Genomic DNA, 23211 nt, shown 5'->3' on the forward strand with positions numbered 1-23211 from the left:
CCAGCAGGCCCCAGCACGGCACCCGCCGCGGTAAGCGACGACCTGCCCGACGCCGTGCGCCCCTACCGCACCGGCGATGCCCCCGCGCGGGTGCTGTGGAAAAAGGCCGCCCGCAGCGACGGCGACCCCAGCGGCTGGCTGGTGCGCGAGGCCGCCCAGCGGCAGGCCACGGCCGCGCTGTGGCTGGACAGCAGCACCTGCGGACTGCGCGATACCGAGGCCCAGCGCGGGCGCCTGTGCGCCTGGGTGCTGCAGGCCGACGCCCGGGGCCTGCGCTATGGGCTGCGGCTGCCCGAGCTGGTGGTGGAGCCGGACAGCGGCCCCGCCCACCGCCGGCATTGCCTGGAGGCGCTGGCGTGCCATTGACCCCCCAAGCCCCCGACCGACCGGACTTCCGACCGCTGCTTCGCGGCCGGCTGCGCCTGCCGGACCAGCCGCGGGAGACGCGCGACACCCTGTTTTTACTCGGCGTGATCGGCGCGATCGTCGGCATGCAGATCGGCCACATCCCGGCCTGGACGAGCGCCTTGGCCGCCGCCGTGCTGGTGTGGCGCGGTTGGATCGCTTGGCGGGGCCGGCCGCTGCCGGGCTGGCCGTGGCGGCTGGCGCTGACCCTGGCGGCCGCAGGCCTGACGGTCGGCAGCCACCGCACCCTGCTGGGACCCGAGGCCGGCGTCACGCTCATCGTCGTGCTGCAGACGCTCAAGACGCTGGAGATGCGCGCCCGACGCGACGCCTACGTGATCTTTTTCCTGGGGTTCTTCACGCTGTGGACGCCGCTGTTGCGTTCGCAATCGCTGCTGACGGCGCTGGGCATCGGTCTGGCGGTGTGGGGGCTGCTGACCGCGCTGGTGCTGGCCCACCTGCCCAACGGCCGACCGCCGCTGTGGTGGGCGGCCCGCACAGCGGGTGGCATGGCGCTGGCGGGCGCGCCGATCATGGCGCTGCTGTTCGCGCTGTTTCCCCGTCTGCCCCCTTTGTGGGGCATCCCCACCGACAGCACCATCGGCCGCAGCGGGCTGTCGGGGCAGATGCAGTTGGGCGATGTGGCCCAGTTGGCGCTGGATGAGCGGGTCGCGCTGCGGGTAGCCTTTCCCGACGGGGCGCCCCCGCGCGAAGCGCTGTATTTTCGGGGGCCGGTGCTGCGGGTGTTCGATGGCCGGCGTTGGCGACCGCTGCATGGCCCGGATGCAGCCGGCGGCGTGCCCCCCATGCTGTTGCAACAGGACTCGGCGGGCCGCTTTCAGCCCACTGGCCCGGGCCTGCGCTACCAGGTGACGATGGAGCCCAGCCTGCGCCCCTGGCTGCTGACGCTGGAAGCCACCCCTACGGCCCCGGTGATCACCGCCGCCGGCGCCGGTTTGGGTGGTTTGTCGCCCCAGGCGACGGCGGACCGGCAGTGGTGGCTGCCGCGCCCGATCACCGACGTGCTGCGCTATGAGGCCGTGGCCCACCCCGCGTACCGCAGCGACGCCGACGCCCCGCGCCTGGCGCTGCAGGTGGATCGGGAACTGCCGCCGGGCTACAACCCCCGGACGCTGGCATGGGCCCAATCGTTGCGGCGCGAGCTGGGCGAGCCCCCCGCCCCAGCCCTGGTCGAAGCCGTCTTGCGCCACCTGCGCGAGGGCGGCTACCGCTACACGCTGGAGCCGGGCGTCTATGGCCGCGACACCGCGGACGAATTCTGGTTCGAGCGGCGGGCAGGCTTTTGTGAACACATCGCCTCGGCCTTCGTCATCGCCCTGCGCGCGCTGGACATCCCGGCGCGGGTGGTGACTGGCTACCAAGGCGGGGAGTACAACCCCATCGACGGGCGGTGGACAGTGCGGCAGAGCGACGCCCACGCCTGGGCCGAAATCTGGCTGCCGAACACCGGCTGGGTGCGCATCGACCCCACTGCCTATGTCAGCCCCGACCGCACAGCGGCCGGCGAGCGGCTGCGCCCGCCCCCGGGGCTCATCGCCACCGCCATGGTGCGGGTCGATCCGGCCCTGTTGGACCGCGTACGCGCGGTCTGGGACGCAGCCAACCAACGCTGGAACGACTGGATTCTGGACTACGGCCCCACCCGCCAGCTCGATCTGCTGCGGCGGCTGGGGCTGTCGGCGACGGGCTGGCAGGATGCGGCGCGGCTGCTCGCCATCGTGCTCGCCGCAGTAGCGGTGGTCGGCGTGGCCGCCCTGCTCTGGAGCCGGCCGCGGGTGGACCGCTGGCACCGGCTGCTGACCCAGGCGGCCCGGCGCTGGGAACGCGCTGGGGTGGCCTGCCCGCACCCCCTCACCCCCGCGCGGCTGCGCACCGCCATCGCGCAGCGGGTGGGGGACGACTCCGACGGTGTGTACCCGGCCTGGGCCGAGTGGCTCGCGGCGCTCGAGGCGTCGCGCTACGATCCGGCCTGGTCCCGCTCCGCCAATTCGACGATGCCGACGCTCACTCTCCTCGCCCGCCGCCTGCGCGATCTGCCCCCCCCTTCCGCGCCGGACGACGGACGACGGCGTCGGCTGCTGGGTGCCGCGTGGGCGCTGGCCGTGGGGGCCGGCCTGGGCTTGCCGCCGACCCCGGCGCGCGCACGCAGCAAGGCGGGGCCTGCCCATCATGCGGCGGCCGCTTCGTATGCCGAGCGCGCGGATGCCCGCGCCCTGGCTGACGCCATCGATGCCGCCGAGGCGTGGGACGACGGCTGGGCGCGCCGCTGGATTGCCCAGGCGCGGCACGACGCGCGCGCCGCGCAGCTAATCCTGCCGCCGCCACCCGCGGCATTCAAGGATTGGGCGGCCTACCGCGCCCGGTTCGTCGAGCCGCGGCGCATCGCGGCCGGTGTTCGCTTTTGGGACGAATACTGCACAGCGCTGGCGCGCGCGCAAGCCGAATATGGCGTGCCGGCCTGGCTAATCGTCGGCATCATAGGGGTGGAAACCCTCTACGGCCAACACCTGGGCCGCCACCGCACGCTGGACGTGCTGACTACGCTGGCGCTGGACTTCCCCGTCCGGCACCCGCGCGCCGCCGCCCGGCAGGCCTACTTTCAGGGGGAACTGCGCGCCTTTTTGCGGCTGGCCCGGCTGTCCGGCGCTGCGCCCGACACGTGGCGCAGCAGTTACGCCGGGGCGCTGGGCTTACCGCAGTTCATGCCCAGCAGTTGGCTGGCCCATGCGGTGGACTTCGATGGTGACGGCCGCATCGACCTGACCGCGAGCGCGGCGGACGCCATCGGCTCGGTCGCCCATTTTCTGCGCGCGCACGGCTGGCAGCGCGATCTGCCCGCGCGCTACGGCGTGATGCCGCCGCCCCCCGGCGAGGCGCTGACGGCCTTGCTGGCGCCGGACATCCGGCCCACCTTCACGCTGGACGAGGTGCGCACGCTCGGCGCCCGGCCGGCGGCGGAAGCGGCGGGGCACCTGGGCCTGCTGGCCCTGGTGGAGCTGCAAAATGGCGACCCGGCCAACGGCGGCGCGCCGCCCACCTACGTGCTGGGTACCGAGAACTTCTTCGCCATCACCCGCTACAACCAGAGCAGCTATTACGCGATGGCGGTGCTGGATCTGGGTCTGGCCGTCGAGCGCGCGCGGCAGGCGCGCTGACGCGCCTGGCTGTCGCACACGGGTCTTGCCCGCACGGCGTCCGGGGTTTCCCCTGACGGGCGCGCGGGCGGTTGCGCGCTACCATCGGCAACACATTCGTTCGTTGATCCCGAGCAGAGGAGACCCCATGCGCATGATCCGCCAACTGGCCGCCGCCCTGGGCATCGGTGCGGCCTTGGTCGCCGGCAGCGCCGCCGCCCAGTCCACACAGTTCGTCAACGTCCTCACGGGCGGGCAAAGCGGCGTTTATTACCCCGTCGGCGTCGCGCTGTCGCAGATCTACGCCAAGGAGATCCCCAACGCCCGCAGCACCGCCCAGGTGACGCGCGCCTCGGCCGAAAACCTCAACCTGCTGCAATCGGGGCGCGGCGAAGTCGCCTTCACGCTGGCCGATACGCTGTCCGACGCCTGGAAGGGCAATGAGGAAGCCGGCTTCAAGCAAAAGCTCGACAAGCTGCGCGGCATTTCGGGCCTGTACAACAACTACATCCAGATCGTGGCCAACGCCGACTCGGGCATCCGCACCCTGGCCGATCTGAAGGGCAAGCGCGTCTCGGTTGGGGCCGCGCGCTCCGGCACCGAGCTCAACGCACGCGAGATTCTCAAGGCCGCGGGCCTGTCCTACAGCGACCTGGCCAAGGTGGAGTACCTGCCTTTCGGTGAATCGGTGGAGCTGATGAAAAACCGCCAGCTCGATGCCACGCTGCAGTCCGCGGGCCTGGGGGTGGCCTCCATCCGCGACCTGGCGACGGCAATCAAGATCGTGGTCATCCCCGTGCCGGCCGACGTGGTGGCCAAGGTGGGCGACCCGGCCTACCAGCCGGCGGTGATCCCGGCCAACACCTACACCGGCCAGACCGCGGATGTGCCGACGGCGGCCGTCCCCAACTTTCTGGTCACCCATGCCGGCGTGCCCGAGGATGTGGTCTACCGCATGACCAAGGCCATGTACGACAACCTGGATACCCTGTACGCCGCCCACAACGCCGCGCGTGCCATCAAGCGCGAGAACGCGATCAAGGGCATGCCGGTGCCGCTGCACCCGGGTGCCGAGCGTTACTACCGCGAGGTCGGTCTGCTGAAGTGATCGCCGCATGAACGCCGCCACGGACTCCCCGCCGGCGGCCACCCCCTCCCTTCGGGCCGACCTGCGCGGCCCGATTTTTTGGGTGGCCCTCGCCTTCGCCGCATTCCAGCTTTGGATGGCGGCCTTCCATCCCTTGTCCAGCCAGGTCATTCGGGCCATGCACGTTGGCTTTGTGCTGTGGCTGGTCTTCCTGCTGTATCCGCCATTCCGGCAACACCCGGGCTGGCTCGGTCGGGCCGGCCAGGCCCTGGGCTGGGGCCTGGGCCTCGCCGGCCTGGGCACGGGGCTCTACCAATGGGTTTTCGAGGCCGACCTCACCCAGCGCGCCGGCGAACTGGCGGGCTGGGACTGGTGGGTCGGCATCGTCGCGATCGCCCTGGTCTTCGAGGCGGCCCGGCGCGTCATGGGCTGGGGTTTGCCCATCATTTGCGCGGTCTTTCTGGCCTATGGCACGTTCGGGCAACACCTGCCGGGCGCGCTGGCCCACCGCGGCTACGACTGGGAGATCCTCATCGCCACGCTGGGCTTTGGCACCGAGGGCATCTACGGCACACCAACCTATGTGTCGTCGACCTACATCTTTCTGTTCATTCTGTTCGGCGCGTTTCTGGAGCAGGCCGGCATGGTGCGGCTGTTCACCGACTTCGCCATGGGGACGGTGGGCCACTCGCACGGCGGGCCGGCCAAGGTGGCGGTGATCTCGTCGGGCCTGATGGGCACGATCAACGGCTCCGGCGTCGCCAACGTGGTGACGACGGGACAGTTCACCATCCCGCTGATGAAGCGCTTTGGCTACAGCCCGGCGTTTGCCGGCGGCGTCGAGGCCACCTCCAGTATGGGCGGACAGATCATGCCGCCGGTGATGGGGGCGGTGGCCTTCATCATGGCGGAGACGATCAACGTGCCCTATCTGGCCATCGTCAAGGCGGCGCTGATTCCGGCGATCCTGTACTTCGTGACGGCGTTTTGGATGGTGCACCTGGAGGCCGGGCGCAAGGACCTGATGGGCCTGCCCCGGGAGCAGTGTCCCGACCCGTGGGCCGCGGTGCGCGCGCGCTGGTACCTGCTGCTGCCGCTGGTCTGTCTGGTCGCGCTGCTGTTTTCCGGCTACACGCCCATGTTCTCCGGGACAGTGGGGCTGGCCCTGACGGTGGTGTTGATCTTTGGGGCCGCGGTGATGCAGGGCGTGCGCGGACTGCCGCTGCGGGTGCTGCTCTGGGTGCTGCTGGCGCTGGCGTGCAGCGGGTTCTTCCGGTTTGGGGCAGGCACCTTTTTCGTGGTGACGGCTGCGCTGGTGGGGCTGACCTATGTGCTGCGCGTCGGCGCCGACGCCCGCAGGACGGCACTTCAGGCACTGGTGGATGGCGCGCGCCACGCGCTGCCGGTGGCATCGGCCTGCGCGCTGGTGGGGGTCATCATCGGCGTCATCAACCTGACCGGCGTGGCGGCCGAAATCGGCGGGCACGTCATCGCCATCGGCCGGGACAACCTGCTGCTGGCCCTGTTTTTGACCATGCTGACCTGCCTGGTTCTGGGCATGGGCATCCCCACGATCCCCAACTACATCATCACCAGCTCGCTGGCGGCACCGGTGCTGCTGGAGCTGGGCGTGCCGCTGATCGTGTCGCACATGTTCGTGTTCTATTTCGGCATCATGGCCGATCTGACACCCCCAGTGGCGCTGGCCGCGTTCGCTGCGGCGCCGATCGCCCGCGAGTCGGGGTTGAAGATCAGCCTAAATGCCGTGCGGGTCGCCGTGGCCGGGTTCGTGGTGCCGTACATGGCGGTGTATAGCCCGGCGCTGATGCTGCAGGGCGACCCCACCTGGCTGGCCGTGGTTTGGGTGGTTTTCAAGGCGCTGGTGGCCATTGGCCTGTGGGGCGCGGGAGCAATCGGCTTTCTGTGGGGCCCGCTGGTGTGGTGGGAGCGGGTCTGGGCCATCGTCGCCGCCACCCTGCTGGTGATGGCGCTGCCTGTCACGGACGAAGCCGGTCTGGCGGGCACCGTGGCGCTGCTGCTGTGGCACGGCCTGCGCCGGCGCCGCCGCCCGCCCGTGCGGGCGGGTTGAGCGGCGGCCATGGCCGAGCCCGCAGCCTGGGCGCTGTGTCTGCTGTGGGCGGCCTCGGCCGCGGATCTGCCACCGACGGACGGGGGACCGCCGCTGGGGGCTGAAGTCGTTCTGCCCGCGCGCACCGTGACGCTGGCATGGGCGCATTCCATCGAGCGTGTGCGGTGGGAGGAGTCCTACGCCGTGCTCGCCCCCACCGACACCGGACCGCGTTGCGCCCCCGCGCGGGACGGCGCTCTGTGCCCGCTGTGGGCCCGCGTGCGGGGATCGGGCGCGGGGATGGAGCCGGCGCCGGACGCCGTGTGGCGCGATGGCGGGTATGAATGGTCGCCGCCCCCCGTCGCCCTTCCCGCCTTGCGGTTGATGCACTCGGCCTACACGGCGGACTACATCGTGTGCCTGGATGACCGGTGCCGGCCGCTGCGCGAGTGGGCCACCCCCGTCCAGTCCGGCGCCGGCGCATCCGACGCGGGCGCGGTGCGGCTGCGCCCGTGCCGAGTGACCGACGATGGCCCGGCGAGCGAGGGCGTCAAGCCGACACCGGCAGCAAAAACGTCTGGCTGATGCGCGTGCCCAAGGCGTTGACCCGCTCCAGAAACTGCGTCAGGAAGGCGTGCAGCCCGTTGGCGAGAATCTCGTCGATGCGGGCGAAGCGCAGTTCGGCGCGCAGCCGGCCGGCGTGGCGCTCGGTCTCGGCCGAGTGGTCGTTGCGCACGGCCTCCAGGTTGCGCACCACCTCGTCCAGGCAGGCCGTGAGGCTGCGCGGCATGTCCCGGCGCAGGATGAGCAGCTCGGCCACCCGCTCGGGCGTGATGACGCTGCGGTAGACCTTGCGGTAGATCTCGAAGGCGCTGACGCTGCGCAGTATGCTGCTCCAGTGGTAGAAGTCCAGCGTCGGATCGGCGGCCGACAGGGGGCCGGCGGGTGCGGACACATCGGGCGCCACGGCATGGAACTTGACGTCCAACATACGCGCGGTGTTGTCGGCGCGCTCCAGAAACGTGCCCATGCGCAGGAAGTGAAAAGCCTCGTCCTGCAACATGGTGCCGTAGGCTACCCCACGCGAGACGTGCGAGCGGAACTTGACCCACTCGAAAAAATGCCCCGGATCGCGCTCGAAGTCGCCGGCACACAGCAGGCGCTGCAGTTCCAGCCAGGTCTGGTTCTGGGTCTCCCACATCTCGGTGGTGAGCACGCCGCGCACGGCACGGGCGTTTTCCCGCGCTGCGCGCAGGCACGAGAAGATGCTCGACGGGTTGTGCTCGTCGCGCACCATGAAGTGCAGCACGTCGCGCGCGCTGATCTCGCCATACTGGTATTGGTAGGCGGGCATCAGCTCGCTGATGCGCAAAAGCCCCTCCAAGCCTTGCCGTGCCACCGCGTCGGACTGCGGCAGCAGCGAGGTCTGATAGTGCACGTCCAGCATGCGGGCGGTGTTTTCGGCGCGTTCGGTGTAGCGCGCCATCCAGAACAAGTGATCGGCGGTGCGGGACAGCATGTCGGCCTCCAGAAAAATCGGGCAAGGGTTGGGGTCAGGCTTCCAGCACCCAGGTATCCTTGGTACCGCCGCCCTGCGATGAGTTGACGACCAGCGACCCCTCGCGCAGCGCGACGCGCGTCAGGCCCCCGGGCACCATCTGCACGGTCTTGCCGGACAGCACGAAAGGACGAAGGTCGATGTGCCGCGGCGCGATCCCCTGCTCGACATAGGTGGGGCAGGTGGACAGCGACAGGGTCGGCTGGGCGATGTAGTGGTCGGGGCGAGCGCGCAGCGCTGCGCGGAAGTGCTCGATCTCCGCCGCTGTGGCCGCGGGACCGACCAGCATGCCGTAGCCACCGGCGCCATGCACTTCCTTGACGACCAGCTCGGGCAGGTGGTCCATGATGTAGGCCAGGTCCTGCGGATCGCGCCCCAGGTAGGTCGGCACGTTGGCAAGGATGGGCGACTCCCCCAGATAGAACTCGATCATCTTAGGCACGTAGGGGTAGAGGGATTTGTCGTCCGCCACACCGGCGCCGATGGCGTTGCACAGGGTCACGTTGCCGCGGCGGTAGGCGTCCAGCAGCCCGGCGCAGCCCAGGGTGGAGTCGCGCCGAAACGCCAGCGGATCCAGAAAATCGTCGTCGATGCGGCGATAGATCACATCCACCCGCTGCGGCCCGCGTGTAGTGCGCATGTAGACGAAGCCGTCGCGCACGAACAGGTCTTGGCCCTCCACCAGCTCCACCCCCATCTGCTGGGCCAGGAAGGCATGCTCGAAATATGCGCTGTTGTAGATGCCCGGCGTCATGACGACGACGGTCGGCTCGGCCGTGTGGCCAGGGGCGACGGCGCGCAGCGTCTCCAGCAACAGGTCCGGGTAGTGCGCCACCGGGGCGACACGGTGGTCGCGGAACAGATCGGGGAACAGCCGCATCATCATGCTGCGGTCCTCGAGCATGTAGCTCACCCCGGAGGGCACGCGCAAGTTGTCCTCCAGCACATAGTACTGGACTTCCCCCGTGCCGCCCGGTATTGGTGCACGCACGATGTCGATGCCCGCAATGTGGGCATATACGCCCATCGGCACGTCAACGCCCACCATTTCGGGGCGAAACTGGGCATTGCGCTCCACCTGCTCGCGCGGCACGACGCCGGCGCGCAGGATTTCTTGCCCGTGGTAGATGTCGTGGATGAAGCGGTTGAGGGCCGTCACCCGCTGCACCAGCCCGCGCTGCAGTAGCTGCCACTCGTGCGCAGGGATCACGCGGGGAATCAGGTCGAAGGGGATTAGGCGCTCCGTCCCCGCGCCGTCTTCATCCTTGTCGCCATACACGGCAAAGGTGATGCCGACGCGGCGAAAGAGCATTTCCGCCTCCTCCCGGCGTGCGGCCATGCGCGCCGGCGGTTGCTGGGCCAGCCAGCGGGCATAGGCAGCGTAGTGGGGGCGCACGCCGCCGTCGGCGGCGGTCATTTCGTCGTATCCGGTGCGGGGGGCTGGGGTCATGGTTGGGTCCCTGGGCGTTTGCGGCGCGGAACGAAGCCGACGCTCGCCCCGCGGTCTGCAGTCCATGGTAGCAAGGTGCGGACCAGACGGCGCACCGGCCCACCGTGACGTGTCACCAAGCGGTCACAGACGGCCGGTTCGCTGTCGCGCTGCGTGAACGCCATGGTTACGCCCATCCTGACCCTGCCCGGCACCTCGGCGCCACCCGACCCGAACAGCGTGCGCACCCTGCTGCGGGCGGGCGCGCTGTACATGCACCTGCAACCCATCGTGGACGCCGCGGCGCGCCGCGTCGTCGGGCACGAGGCCCTGGTGCGCACACCCGCCGGCTGTGCCTGGCGCACGCCGGACAAGCTGTTTGCCGCCGCCCAGCGCGAAGGCTGCACGCTGGAGCTGGAACACGCCTGCCTGGTCGCGGCCTTGGCGCGCCGCCACGACACGCCCGGTCAACTGTTCGTCAACCTGAGTGCGCAAGCGCTGGTGCATGGTGCGCTGCGCATGGGTGAGCGACCGGGCGTGGCCGACCCGCTGCAGACGGCAGGACTGGACCTAGCCGGTGTGGTGCTGGAGCTGACCGAACATGAGCGGGTGCACGACCTGGCCGCCGTGCAAGAGGCGCTGTCGGTCTGGCGTGCCGCGGGCGCCGCGCTGGCACTGGACGATTTCGGCGACGGGCGCTCCAGTCTGCGGCTGTGGTCGGAGCTCCGCCCGGAATACGTCAAGATCGACAAGTACTTCGTGCGCCGGGTGCACCAGGAGGGCCATAAGCTCAAGACCCTGCGCGCGCTGCAGCAACTGGCGGACACGTTTGGCTCGCGCCTGATCGCCGAAGGCGTGGAAGAGACGGACGAGCTGATGGTGCTGCGCGATCTGGGCATCCCATTCGTGCAGGGCTATCTGCTGGGGCATCCGCGCACCGAGCCCACCCCAGACGTGCCCGCGGCGGCGCTGGCGGTGCTGGACAGCCGCGAGATCGCGGTGCTGCCGGAGGACCGCCCCATCATCCACCGCGGGCTGACGGCCCGCACCCTGCTGGTCGATGCGCCGACCCTGCCCGCCGACGCCACGCACGAAGACGCGCTGGAGCTGTTTCACCACCACCCCGAGCTGGAGGCCGCGGCGCTGGTGGCCGGAGGTTACCCCGTCGGCCTGATTGCCCGGCGCACGCTGCAGGAGCTGTCGATGCAGCGCTACTTCCGGGATTTGTACGGCCGCCGTCCGTGCCTGCTGCACGCGAGCGCCGACCCGCTGTGCGTGGATGTGCACACCCCCATCGAGCAGCTCACGCAGGTGCTGACCTCGCCCGATCAGCGCTATCTGCGCGACGGCTTCATCATCACCGAAGGCGGCCGCTACCTGGGTCTGGGCACGGGCGAGCAGCTCGTGCGCCGCGTGACCGAGGCGCGCATCGAAGCCGCCCGCCACGCCAACCCCCTGACCTCTCTGCCGGGCAGTGTGCCGCTGACCCTGCACATCGAGCGGCTGCTGGACCACGGCGAGGCCTTCACCGCCTGCTATGCGGATCTGAACCACTTCAAGGCCTTCAACGACCACTACGGCTACTGGCGCGGCGACGAGATGATCCGCCTGCAAGCCCGCTGCCTGACGGGCGCCTGCGACCCGCGGCGGGATTTCATCGGACACGTCGGCGGCGACGACTTCGTGCTGCTAATGCAAAGCGCCGATTGGCACGACCGCCTGCTGGCGGCGGTCGAGCGCTTCAACCGCCTGGCCCGCGATCTGTACGACCCCGCGGCCCGGCAGGCCGGCGGCATCCTGGCCGAGGACCGACACGGGGTGATGCGCTTTCACGGCTTGACAACCGTGAGCATCGGCGTGGTGCGCGTCTCCCCCGGCCGCTACCGCAGTGCCGAGCAGGTGGCCAGCGCGGCGGCCGCCGCCAAACACCTAGCCAAGCAGACCGAGCGCGGCATCCATGTGATCGCGGAGGACCGGTAGGCCCCCCTGGCAGGCGGTCAATCCGCACCGGCGCCCGACGCCGCATCGGCGCGTGGGTTTTCGGTGCCGGCAGTGCCCGCGTGTGGCACAGCGTGCCAGTAGCGCGGCGCTCGGGCCCGTTCGCAGGCCAGGGCGGCCGGCTCTGCGCTTTGCCAGGTGACCGCGCCGCAGGTCGGGGTGGCCACCCAGGGAATGCCGCGCGCCTGCAGCCGCTGCAGGACCGCCGGGTGCGGGTGGCCATAGCGGTTGCGCCACCCCGCCTGGATGACCACCGCGCGGGGGCGAAGCGCGTCCAGCCAGACGGTCCCCGTGGAGGTGCGGCTGCCGTGGTGCGCCGCGACCAACAGGCCGGTGCGCAGCGTCGGATTGGCCGCGACCAGGGCTGCTTCCTCCTCCTGGCGGATGTCCCCCACCAGCAGGGCAGCGCGCTCCCCTTGACCAATGCGCAGCACGCACGAGCGGGCGTTGTCGCCCCCTTGTCGTGGCGGTACCCAGTCGGGCGCTGGCGGGTGCAAAAATTCGAAGGACACGCCGTCCCAGGCCCACGACACGCCGGCGGCACACATATGCACCCGGCCCGCATGCCGCGCCCCGGGGTCGAAGGATGCCCACCAGGTCGCGGCAGGGAAGGCCTGGGCCAGCGTCGCCATCCCCCCCGCGTGGTCGCTGTCGTCGTGGCTGATGACAACCGCGTCGGGCACGCTGCCCAAGGCGCGCAGCCATGGCAGCAGCACGCGCTCGGCCGCATCGCTACGCCCCATCGGCGGGCCGCTGTCGAACACCAAAGTGTGGCGGGCGGTGCGCACGATCGCGGCACTGCCCTGCCCCACGTCGGGCAGCAGCACCTCGAACGCCCCGGGTGGCGGGGTGGAGGGCCGGTAAGCCAGCACGGGCCACAGCAGCCACAACCCCCACACCCGCCAGCGCCACGGGGCGCGCCACACCAGCAGCGCCGCCCCGGCGCACGCGGCCACGGCCAACGCCAGGGGCGGCGCCGGCCGCTCCCACACGGCCATGGGCCACGCCGCCAGCCACCGCAGGACGGCCAATAGCCCCTGCGCCAGCCACGCGGCGGCGTCCCACAAGGGTTCCACAGCGACACCCGCCAGCGCCAACGGCGTCAAAGCCCATGTCACCCAGGGAATGGCGATCAGATTGGCCAGCAGGCCGATGACGGACACCTGACCAAACAGCAGCAGCGTCAGCGGCGCCAGCGCCACGGTGATGACGGCCTGCACCCGCAACAGCCCCGTCAGCGCGTGGCGCAGGCGCTGCCCCAGGCCGGTGGGTTGCCACGACACCCCGCCCTGGCCAAACAGCACCGCCACGGCAACGAAACTCAGCCAGAAGCCCGGCTGCAGCAAGGCCCAGGGGTCGAGCGCCACGGCCACCACCATGGCGGCCAACCAGGTCGCGGCCCACGGCCAGCGTCGCCCGCTCAAGCGCAGGGCCACGACCAGCCCGAGCATGCTCACCGTGCGCTGGGCGGGCACGCCCCAGCCCGCGAACAGGGCATAGGCCGTGGCCAGTGCCACGCCTCCCACCCCAGCGGCCACGGGCACCGGCCAGCACAGCAGCACGGCGGGCCAGCGCCGCCCCACGCCCCGCCAGACGAGCCCCATCGCCACGGTGGCAATCACCGCGAACATCGTCACATGCAGGCCCGAGATGGAGACCAGATGGGCCACGCCCGTGGCGCGGATGGCGGCCCACTCACGGGCAGGGATCGCCCCCTGGTCGCCCGTGACCAAGGCCGCGACCAGCCCGACCGCCGCCGGCTCGTGCCCAGGCTGGAGCCGCTCCACGATCGCATCGCGCACGATCGTGCGGGCCCGCTCCACCGGGTGCAGCCACGGATCGTCGGCAAGGCGGCGCGCGGCCTCGTGTCGCCAGCCCGCCAACACGGTGCCCGTGCCGACGATGCCCTCGCGCCACAGCCAGGCTTCGGCATCGAAGCCATGCGGATTGGCCAGCCCGCGCGGCGCGCGCAAGCGCAGGCTGCCCTGCCACGTCTCGCCGGGCAGCACCGGCGGCACGGCGGCTTCGCCGCGCAAGGCACCATAGGACCGCCCGGTCAGGCGGATCGTCCCCCGAATCGGCAGGTCACGCCCGTCGCGCGTGCGGGCCTGCAGCACCTGTGCCTCGAACGCCACGCTCTGGGCGCTACGGCGGGGCATGGTCGTCACCCGCCAGACCGCCTGCACGAGCGCACCGTCCGCGGCTGACGGCAACGACTGGGCGGCAAACCCGACGGCCCGCCCGCCCGTGGCGGCGAAGGCCAACGCAGCCGCGACCGGCAACCAACCCCACCGGCTGCGGGGCCAGCGTCGCATCGACCACACCAGCCCCGCGCCCGCCATCAACGCCAGCAGCGCCAGCGCCCCGTAACCCACACCCGACCAGAGCGACTCCTGCGTGAGCTGCAGCGCCGTCCCCAGGACCCACCCCAGCATGGCCGGCCCCCAGACCCGGCGGACCGCGGCCACCCCTACCACGATGCGTGCGCCTTTGGGCATGGCGCGATCTTTGCTAGGCTCTATCGCGGGCGGCCCCGGATGCGCCCGACGCCCCATAGGCATGTCCCCCTCCCTGTTTTTCCCTTCGCCAGAGCACCATGGCCATCCACGTCGCGCTCTGCCACATCACCCATTATCGATACAACCGGCTCGTCCGCCTGGGCCCGCAGGTGGGGCGCCGGCGCCCGGCGCCCCACAGCCGCACGCGCATCCTGTCCTACACCCAGCGCGTCGCGCCGGAGCCGCACTTCATCAACTGGCAGCAGGACCCCTTTTCCAACTACCAGGCGCGGCTGGTGTTTCCCCAACCCACGCGGGAATTTCAGGTCACCGTCGAGCTGGTGGCCGAGATGGCGGTGTTCAACCCGTTCGACTTTTTTCTGGAGCCTTCGGCGGAGCACCACCCCTTTGCCTACGCGCCCGAGCTGGCGGCGGAACTGGCCCCGTATCTGGCCCGCGAACCTCTAACGCCACGGTTGCAGGCCTACCTAGACAACATCGAACGCGGCCCGCGGCGCACGGTGGATTTTCTGCTCGACCTGAACCGCCGGCTGCAACAGGACATTGCCTACACCATCCAGCTGGCCCCGGACGTCAAAACGGTCGATGGCCCGAGCGGCCCCGAGGCCGACTTCACCGACCTGCACGCCTGGTGCGAAGTGTTTCTGCCGGGCGCGGGCTGGATCGGGCTGGACCCCACGTCCGGCTTGCTTGCCGGGGAAGGTCACATCCCGCTCGCCTGCACGCCACAACCGTCCAGCGCCGCCCCGATCGAGGGTTTGCTGGACGAGTGCAAGGTGGACTTCCAGCATGAGATGTCGGTGGTGCGCATCCACGAATCGCCGCGTGTCACCAAGCCCTACACCGAGGCCCAGTGACAAGCCATCGACGCACTGGGCCACCGGGTGGACGCCGCACTGAGCGCGGGTGACGTGCGGCTGACGATGGGCGGCAAGCCCACCTTCGTCGCCACGCGCGACCGCGACGCCGCGGAATGGAATACCGACGCGCTGGGCCCCACCAAGCGGACCTATGCCACGGAGTTGCTACACCGATTGCGGGACCGCTACGGCCGCGGCGGTTTTCTGCACCTGGGGCAGGGCAAGTGGTATCCGGGCGAACAACTGCCGCGCTGGGCGCTGTCGCTGGGCTGGCGCGCGGACGGCGAGCCGTGCTGGGGCAACCCCGACCGGCTGGCCGACGAACGCATGCCGGCTGCCTACACCGCCGAGGACGCCCGCCGGTTTGCCGTCGCGCTGGCGCGGCGGCTAGGACTGACGACGCAGACCCTACAGCCGGCCTACGAGGACACCTGGTACCACCTGTGGCGCGAGCGGCGCTTGCCAGTCAATGTGGGCCCCTTCGACGCCCGGCTGGACGATCCGATGGAGCGGGCGCGCCTGCGGCGCGTGTTCCAGCAAGGACTCGCGGCCGAGGTGGGCTATGTGCTGCCCCTTGAGGCGACCGAGCGGGGCTGGCGTACAGGGCCCTGGTTCGTGCGTGACGAGCGGCTGTACCTGGTGCCCGGCGACTCCCCCATGGGCTACCGGCTGCCGCTGGATTCCCTGCCCTGGGCGGCGCCCAGCGACCAACCACTGTGGATCCCCGCCGACCCCTTTGCCGCCACCAGCCCGCTGCCTGGTACGACGGCACTGCGGCGACAGTTCGCTGCTGCCGTCCAGAGCCGCGCAATACAGCGGAGCCGCACCGATACCCCCTGCCGGGCGAATCGGCCGCCGGCGTGGTGCGCACCGCGCTGTGCGTGGAGGCGCGCGACCCCCAACGCGCCACGGCTTTGCGTTCGAGATGGCCTGGTTCGAGCCGCGTTTCGAGTTCCTCTTCCCCCTCATCGGCGATCTGCAGGTGCGCGGCATCGAGCTGACGTTGCGCCATGCGCTGGAGCCTTGGCATGTGATGGGCGAGGAAGGCGCCATCGGCGGCACCGTGCGCTACGTCGACTCGTCGCTGGAGCGGCTGGAGGTGCGCGTCAGCGGCTGGAACGATCACCGCTACGTGGTGACGGTCAACGGCCATGCCTTGCCGCTGCAGCCCACGGGCACTGCGGGCGAGTATGTCGCTGGCGTGCGCTACAAGGCGTGGAATCCGCCGTCGTCGCTGCACCCCACCATCGGCGTCCACGCCCCGCTGACCTTAGACGTGGTCGACACCCGGAACGCACGCTCACTGGGCGGCTGTCAGTACCACGTGCCCCACCTCGGCGGACGCAACTACGACTCGCTGCCCGTCAACGCCTACGAGGCGAAGAGCCGGCGGCGGGCGCGCTTCTTTCGCTTCGGGCACACACCCGGCCCGATCACCGTCACCCCCGCCACCCCGAGCCGCGAATTCCCCTTCACGTTGGATCTGCGGCGCGTCCGACGTCGGCGCCGCCGGCGGCGCGTGCTTCGGCGATACTCCCGGTGGTGAACCGTGTGACCATTCCCCCTTCCTCCACCCGTCCGCTGCGCACCCGCGCGGGCGACCTTGCGCGGCCCAGCGAACAGGCGGCCGCACGGGGGGAGCCGTTTCCGCCTGGTCACTTCGACGAGTGGCACAGTGGCGCGCTCGATGCCTGCGGCCTGTCGCCGGCCTGGGCGCAGTTCTTTGACGAGCTGGGCCCCAGCGGGCTGGACGAGTTGCCCGCGCTTGCGAGCGCTCTGCAGCGGCAGATTCGCGACAACGGCACCACCTACAACGTCTATGCGGATGCGGACAACCCCCAGCGCCCGTGGTCGCTGGATTTGTTTCCCTTCATCGTCGCGCCGCAGGACTGGGCGCACCTGGAGGCGGGCATCCTGCAGCGCGTGCGGCTGCTGGATGCCGTGCTGGCCGACCTGTACGGCCCGCGCACGCTGCTGCGCGACGGCTTGATCCCGCCCGCCCTGGTGCAAGGACACCCCGGCTACCTGCGCGCCATGCACGGCGTGCGCCCGCCCGGGGACACCTGGCTGCACATCGCCGCCTTCGACCTCGCCCACGGCCCCGACGGGCAGTGGTGGGTGGTCTCGCAGCGCACCCAGGCCCCGTCCGGACTTGGCTATCTGCTGGAAAACCGCCTCGCCATCGGTCGCCTGTTTTCCGGGGCCTTCGAGGGCCTGCGGGTGCAGCGGCTGGCCGCCAGCTACCGGGCGCTCATGCGCGGGCTGGCGGCGCTGTCGCCGCGCGGGGCCGAGTCGCGCATCGCCCTGCTGACGCCTGGCCCGTACAACGAGACCTACTTCGAACACGCCTTCTTGGCGCGCTACCTGGGCCTGCCGCTGGTCGAGGGCAGCGATCTGATCGTGCGGGATCATCGGCTCTACCTGAAGACCCTGCAGGGGCTGGAGCCGGTCGACGTGCTCATCAAGCGCCTGGACGACGAGTGGCTGGACCCGCTGGAACTGCGCGCGGACTCCACGCTGGGCGTGCCGGGCCTGCTGCAGGCCGTGCGCGCCGGCCACCTGCTGCTGGCCAACGCCCCGGGATCGGCGCCGCTGGAGTCGCCGGCGCTGCTCGGCTTTCTGCCGGCGATCCAGGAGCGCTGGTTCGGCGCGCCGCTCAGCCTGCCGTCCTTGCCCACCTGGTGGTGCGGCGAGGCGGCCGCACTCGCGGATGCGCTGCCCCGGCTGGATCGGGCCGTGGCCAAGCCCACCCGCCCCGGCCGCGACATCGAAACCCTGCTCGGCCCAAGCCTATCCCAGGACGAGCGCCAGGCGCTGGCCGAGCGCATCCGCCAGCGGCCCGATGACTTCACCCTGCAGGCCTATCTGCCGCTGTCGCAGCAACCGGCGTGGCGCCAGGGCCGCATCGTGCCGCGCTCGGCGATGCTGCGCGTGTTCGCCCTGGCCAACGGTCCGCGTTCTTGGCGGGTGCTGCCCGGCGGGCTGGTCCGCCTGGCCCCGGGCGGGCAACAGATCGTCTCGATGCAGCGCGGGGGCAGCAGCGCCGATTGCTGGGTCCGCACCCACGGCGACATCGACCGCACGAGCTTGCTGCGCCAGGCACCCAGCACCCTGTCGCTGGCGCTGCACAAGCGGCCCGTGACCAGCCGCGCCGCGGAAAACCTGTTCTGGCTGGGGCGCTACAGCGAGCGCGCCGAAAACACCGTCCGGCTGGCCCGCATCGCGCTGCAAGGCCTGCGCGGGGAGGACGCCAGCGACCCCGCCGTCCTGGCCTGGCTGACCGCCTGCGTGCGGCACAGCGGGCTGGTGCTGCCCCAAGTGCCGGACGCCGCCCAGGCACCTCGGGTTTTCGCGCGCGCCCTGGTGGCCCAGCTGGGCGCCGACAGCGGCGCCACCAGCGTCGGCTTCAACCTGCGCGCGCTGCGCCGCGCTGCCGACCAGGTGCGCGAGCGCCTCTCGCAAGAGCAGCGCAAACTGATCGATGCGCTGGCCACCGATTTCGACGGCCGCTGCCGGGCGTGGGCGCGACGGGCCGACGGCGGCGAGGCCGAGGTCTTCGCCGTTCTGGAAGACACCAGCGAACGCCTGTCCGCCATCACGGGCGCGCAGGTCGATCGCATGGTGCGCGACGACGGCTGGCGGCTGCTGAGCATCGGGCGGCTGATCGAGCGCGTCGCCGCGCTGGCGCATGCGCTGGCGGCCGCCTTGCAAACCGGCGCCATCGACAGCGACGCCGGCTACGAGGCCCTGCTCGGGCTGTTCGACAGCACCATCACGTTTCACGCCTTGTACCAGCAGCGCCGCGATCTGGTGGCACTGCTGGACCTGCTGGTCACCCACCGCGACAACCCGCGCGCGCTGGCCTGGGTGCTGTCGAGCCTGCGCGCCCGGGTGCGCAAGCTGCCCCAGAACGAACGCGTGGCGGGTCAGGATCTGCTGGCGCTGCTGCCGGATCCGGACGGCTGGGACCTGGTGACGCTCAGCGGGGCCAAGGGCGGGTACGGCCCCGCGGCGGCGACCACGCATTTGCGCCTGATCGAACTGCTGCAGACCTGCGAATCGTCCGTGCTGGGCCTGTCGGAGCGGCTGGGGCACACCTATTTCAGCCACGCGGACGGCACCGCGCAGACCCTGCTGGCTTGACCGCTGCCGTGCGCCTGCACATCCGCCACCACACCCAGTACCGCTACCACAGTCCGGTGGTGTCGTCGCACCACATCGCCATCCTGCACCCGCGTAACGCGGCGGGCCAGCGGGTCGTCTCCCACCGCCTCACCGTCGCCCCCCCGCCGGCCTATCAAACGCAGGCGGTGGACGTCTACGGCAATCGGCGCACGCTGTTTGCCATCTATCGCCCGCATACAGCCATCGACGTCGTGGCCGACTCCGTGGTCGACATCGAGGCGCCGACCCAGCCTGAGAAGGATGAACCCTGGGAGCAGGTGCGCGACCGGCTGCGCTACCAGGCAGGGGCGTCCTATCTCCCCGAGGCGGAGTTCGTCTACGCCTCCCCTCACATTCCCCGCGAGGCGCTGATCGATCCCGATCTGATCGCCTACGCTCGGGCCAGTTTCCCCCCGGCAGGTGGGTGGCTGGCGGGCTGCCGCGACCTGACCGCCCGGCTGCATGCGGATTTGGCCTACGCCCCGGCGAGCACCGAGGTGCACACGCCGCTGCTGGCGGCGTTTCGCCAGCGTCGCGGGGTGTGCCAGGACTTCGCCCATGTGCTGATCGGTGCGTTGCGCGCGCTGGGCCTGCCCGCACGGTATGTGAGCGGCTATCTGCTGACCCAGCCACCGCCGGGCCAGCCCCGCCTGGTGGGGGCGGATGCATCCCACGCCTGGGTGGAGGTGCCCTGGGGCGAGCGCTGGTTCGACCTCGACCCGACCAACCGGCGCTGGGGCTGGGACCGGCCCGACGAGGGCTATGTCACCGTCGCCACGGGACGCGATTACGGCGACGTCTCACCCCTGCGGGGGGTGATCCAGGGTGGTGGCGCGCACGCGCTGCGCGTGGCCGTCACCGTCGCACCGCCGCAGGAATGGACGGCACTTGGCTGGGCCGCGCCGGGCGCCGGCTGACTAGAATGCAGGCCCTTTACGGAGACCCCACATCATGCGCGTTTACGATCGTTTGCAAGCACTCGACATCCAACTGCCCGCCGTGGCGACGCCAGCGGCCGCCTACGTGCCGTTCGTGCAAACCGGCAAGCTGGTGCTGCTCAGCGGCCACATCGCCAAGCACGACGGCAAGCCCTGGGTCGGCCAACTGGGCCTGACCATGACCACCGACGAAGGCAAGGCCGCGGCCCGCGCCGTGGCCGTGGACCTGCTCGGCACGCTGCACGCCGCTTGCGTGGCCGCGGGCACGGATCTCGATGGCGTCAAGCGCATCGTCAAGGTACTCAGCCTCGTCAACTCCACCAACACCTTCACCGAGCACCACCTGGTGACCAACGGTTGCTCCGAACTGTTGGGGCAAGTCTTTGGCCCGCAGGTGGGAGCGCACGCCCGCAGCGCCTTTGGCGTGGCGCAACTGCCCTTCGGGGCATGCGTCGAAATCGAGCTGATGGCCGAACTGGCCTGACGTCCCGCCTCGCCGATCGCCTCAAGCGAGCGGCGGCAGGGCCAGCCCGCTTGCCTCGTAGAGGGTGGCTAAGTCCGTGGCCTGCGCCGGGCTCACTGCACGCGCCAGACGGTCGTGGGCTTGAAGCCGAAGCTGGCGTCGCGCCCTTTGCGGCCACGGGCGGCGCGGGCGTTGTTGAGGCTGCGGATTTCCAGCACCTCATCGCGCCATTTGCCACCCCGCCCCACACCGTCGATGCGCACGCTGCGCAGGTAGGCCACGGCGCCGGCCAGGGTGTCTTTACCCTCCAGGCCCATGAGCATGAGGCCGCGCCCGCCCTTGGGCTGGTGTTTGAGATCGCTCAGATCGAAGGTGAGGATACGCCCGCCGCTGGAGACACAGCAGACCTGGGTGGCCGGAGCCAACGCGGCCTGGGCGTCGCCGCCTTCCGGGGCCGTGGGCGGGGCGAGCACGGTACCGTCCGGGGCAGCCAGCCGCACCACCATGCCGCCACTGACCAGCGCGGGGCGACACACGGTCTCGCCCTCGTTCAGGGTGACGAAGGCCTTGCCGCCCTTCAAACGGCTCGTCATGTCCTCCACCGTAGCCAAAAAACCATGACCGCCCGAGCCGGCGAGCAGCCACATGGACGGCGCGGGCCCCGCCAGGTAATGCACGGGCTGGGTGCCCGGCTCTAGGTCGATCAAGGTGGTGATGGGCTGGCCGTCACCGCGCGCGCCCGGCAGGCTGGCCACCGGCACGCTGTACACCCGGCCATTGCTGCCCAACACGATGAGCGTATCCACCGTGCGGCACTCGAAGGTGCCATACAGGCCATCGCCCGCCTTGAAGGCAAAGCCCGCAGCGTCGTGGCCGTGGCCGGTGCGCGCGCGCACCCAGCCCTTGGCCGACACCACCACGGTGACCGGCTCATCCACCACCCTGATTTCGGCCACGGCCTTCTTCTCGGCCTGGATCAGCGTGCGGCGCTCGTCGCCAAAGGTCTTGGCGTCGGCCTCGATCTCTTTGACCATCAAGCGGCGCAGGCTGGCCGGGTTGGCCAGAATATCTTCCAGCTTGCCCTGCTCCTCGCGCAGCTCTTTGAGTTCCTGCTCGATCTTGATGGCCTCCAGCCGCGCCAACTGGCGCAAGCGGATTTCCAGAATGTCCTCGGCCTGTCGGTCGCTCAAAGCAAAGCGCGCGATCAGCGCGGCCTTGGGTTCGTCGCTGGCGCGGATGATGGCGATCACTTCATCGATGTCGAGAAGCACGGTCTGTCGCCCCTCGAGGATGTGGATGCGGTCCAGCACCTTGTCCAGCCGGTGGCGTGAGCGGCGGGTGATGGTCGTCTGGCGGAAGGCGATCCATTCCTGCAGCATCTGCCGCAGGCTCTTGGGCACGGGCTTGCCGTCCAGCCCCACCATGGTCAGGTTGATGGGGGCCGACGTTTCCAGGCTGGTGTGGGCCAGCAGTGCGGTGATCAGTTCCTGCTGCTCAATGCGGCTGCTCTTAGGCTCGAACACCAGGCGCACGGGCGCTTCTTTGCTGGACTCGTCGCGCACCCCATCGAGCACCGCCAGCATGCTGGCCTTGAGCTGCGTCTGCTCCTGCGTCAGCGCCTTCTTGCCGGCCTTGACTTTGGGGTTGGTGATGTCTTCGATTTCCTCCAACACCTTCTGCGCACTGACGCCGGGCGGCAGCTCCGTCACCACCAGTTGCCATTGGCCGCGGGCCAGGTCTTCGATCTTCCAGCGTGCCCGGACTTTCAGGCTGCCACGCCCAGTGCGGTAGGCTTCGTGGATGTCGGCGGTCGGACTGATGATCTGGCCGCCGCCCGGGTAGTCCGGCCCAGGCAGCAGCGCAAACAGGTCGTCGTCGGACAGCTGCGGGTTTTTGACGAGCGCCACACAGGCGTTGGCCACCTCGCGCAGGTTGTGGCTGGGAATTTCGGTGGCCATGCCCACGGCAATACCGCTGGCGCCGTTGAGCAACACGAACGGCAACCGGGCCGGCAACTGGCGTGGCTCCTCGGTGGAGCCGTCGTAGTTGGGCATCCAGTCCACCGTGCCCTGGTCGATCTCGTCCAGCAGCAGGGTGCTGATGCGGCTCAAGCGGGCTTCGGTGTAGCGCATGGCGGCAGCCCCATCACCATCGCGGCTGCCGAAGTTGCCCTGCCCGTCGATCAGCGGATAGCGCTGCGCAAAGTCCTGCGCCATACGCACCAGCGCATCGTAGGCGGCTTGGTCGCCGTGGGGGTGAAAGCGCCCCAGCACATCCCCCACCACGCGGGCGCTTTTCACCGGCTTGGCCGGCGCGTTGGCGTTCGGGCCGCTGTAGCCCAGGCCCATGCGCTGCATCGCGTACAGGATGCGTCGCTGCACCGGCTTTTGGCCGTCGCACACATCGGGCAGCGCCCGGCCCTTGACGACGCTCAGCGCATATTCTAAATAAGCCCGCTGCGCGTAGGCGGCCAAGCTGTCGGGGTCGGCCACCGGCTCGGCGGGCGACAGGTCGGAAGGGGGCAACACGTCTAGACTCATGCGCGGATTGTCGCTCGCCCCAGGGCC

Annotated in this window: 12 protein-coding genes and 3 pseudogenes; 11 read left to right on the plus strand and 4 right to left on the minus strand. The window is 70.5% G+C overall.

The annotated features are described in order from the left end of the window. The 5 genes and pseudogenes from V7026_RS03915 to V7026_RS03935 form a co-directional block, all read left to right on the plus strand. Nucleotides 1-366 (plus strand): annotated as a pseudogene (locus tag V7026_RS03915) (DUF58 domain-containing protein); the annotation flags it as partial. Next, on the plus strand, nt 357-3581 hold the full coding sequence (locus tag V7026_RS03920) for a transglutaminaseTgpA domain-containing protein (RefSeq protein ID WP_334153977.1): 3225 nt from the start codon (nt 357-359) through the stop codon (nt 3579-3581). The pseudogene V7026_RS03915 and the gene V7026_RS03920, both read left to right, overlap by 10 nt. Nucleotides 3582-3708: 127 nt before the next feature. Continuing rightward, a complete protein-coding gene (locus tag V7026_RS03925; protein WP_334153978.1) occupies nt 3709-4668 on the plus strand; it encodes a TAXI family TRAP transporter solute-binding subunit in 960 nt (319 codons plus the stop codon). A 7-nt stretch (nt 4669-4675) separates the two neighbouring features. Continuing rightward, the gene (locus V7026_RS03930; RefSeq protein WP_334153979.1) at nt 4676-6736 is read left to right on the plus strand and encodes a TRAP transporter permease; all 2061 of its coding nucleotides are present in this window, start codon (nt 4676-4678) and stop codon (nt 6734-6736) included. A 9-nt stretch (nt 6737-6745) separates the two neighbouring features. Beyond that, nucleotides 6746-7300, plus strand: a complete 555-nt coding sequence (locus V7026_RS03935) for a DUF1850 domain-containing protein (RefSeq protein ID WP_334153980.1) — start codon at nt 6746-6748, stop codon at nt 7298-7300. Here the strand turns inward: V7026_RS03935 and V7026_RS03940 are convergent. Then, nucleotides 7266-8234: an alpha-E domain-containing protein gene (locus tag V7026_RS03940; protein ID WP_334153981.1), complete on the minus strand. Its 969-nt coding sequence runs from the start codon at nt 8232-8234 to the stop codon at nt 7266-7268. The genes V7026_RS03935 and V7026_RS03940 overlap by 35 nt on opposite strands. Nucleotides 8235-8268: 34 nt before the next feature. Further along, the gene (locus V7026_RS03945; protein WP_334153983.1) at nt 8269-9723 is read right to left on the minus strand and encodes a circularly permuted type 2 ATP-grasp protein; all 1455 of its coding nucleotides are present in this window, start codon (nt 9721-9723) and stop codon (nt 8269-8271) included. Nucleotides 9724-9885: 162 nt separating this feature from the next. Here V7026_RS03945 and V7026_RS03950 point away from each other — a divergent pair, with 162 nt between their 5' ends. After that, nucleotides 9886-11682, plus strand: a complete 1797-nt coding sequence (locus V7026_RS03950; protein ID WP_334154001.1) for an EAL domain-containing protein — start codon at nt 9886-9888, stop codon at nt 11680-11682. Nucleotides 11683-11699: 17 nt separating this feature from the next. Here the strand turns inward: V7026_RS03950 and V7026_RS03955 are convergent, their stop codons facing one another. Then, entirely contained in the window at nt 11700-14198 is a 2499-nt protein-coding gene (locus V7026_RS03955; protein WP_334153984.1) for a DNA internalization-related competence protein ComEC/Rec2, read from the minus strand. Between the two features lie 98 nt (nt 14199-14296). Here V7026_RS03955 and V7026_RS03960 point away from each other — a divergent pair. From V7026_RS03960 to V7026_RS03980, 5 genes and pseudogenes are all read left to right on the plus strand, one after another. Beyond that, nucleotides 14297-15856, plus strand: a pseudogene (locus V7026_RS03960) (transglutaminase family protein); the annotation flags it as partial. Between the two features lie 133 nt (nt 15857-15989). Beyond that, a pseudogene (locus V7026_RS03965) lies at nt 15990-16625 on the plus strand (transglutaminase family protein); the annotation flags it as partial. Then, entirely contained in the window at nt 16622-19222 is a 2601-nt protein-coding gene (locus V7026_RS03970) for a circularly permuted type 2 ATP-grasp protein (RefSeq protein ID WP_443082313.1), read from the plus strand. The pseudogene V7026_RS03965 and the gene V7026_RS03970, both read left to right, overlap by 4 nt. After that, nucleotides 19219-20160 carry a transglutaminase family protein gene (locus tag V7026_RS03975; protein ID WP_334153985.1) on the plus strand — a complete coding sequence of 314 codons (942 nt, stop codon included), beginning with the start codon at nt 19219-19221 and terminating at the stop codon, nt 20158-20160. The genes V7026_RS03970 and V7026_RS03975 overlap by 4 nt, the downstream gene beginning before the upstream one ends. A 34-nt stretch (nt 20161-20194) precedes the next feature. Further along, nucleotides 20195-20665: a RidA family protein gene (locus tag V7026_RS03980; RefSeq protein ID WP_334153986.1), complete on the plus strand. Its 471-nt coding sequence runs from the start codon at nt 20195-20197 to the stop codon at nt 20663-20665. 92 nt (nt 20666-20757) lie between these two features. On the opposite strand, the gene parC is transcribed toward V7026_RS03980, so the two are convergent. After that, on the minus strand, nt 20758-23184 hold the full coding sequence (gene parC, locus V7026_RS03985) for a DNA topoisomerase IV subunit A (RefSeq protein WP_334153987.1): 2427 nt from the start codon (nt 23182-23184) through the stop codon (nt 20758-20760). Nucleotides 23185-23211: the final 27 nt, after the last annotated feature.

Origin of the sequence: Tepidimonas sp. (assembly GCF_036825565.1) — a bacterium.
Classification (GTDB): Bacteria; Pseudomonadota; Gammaproteobacteria; order Burkholderiales; family Burkholderiaceae_C; genus Tepidimonas.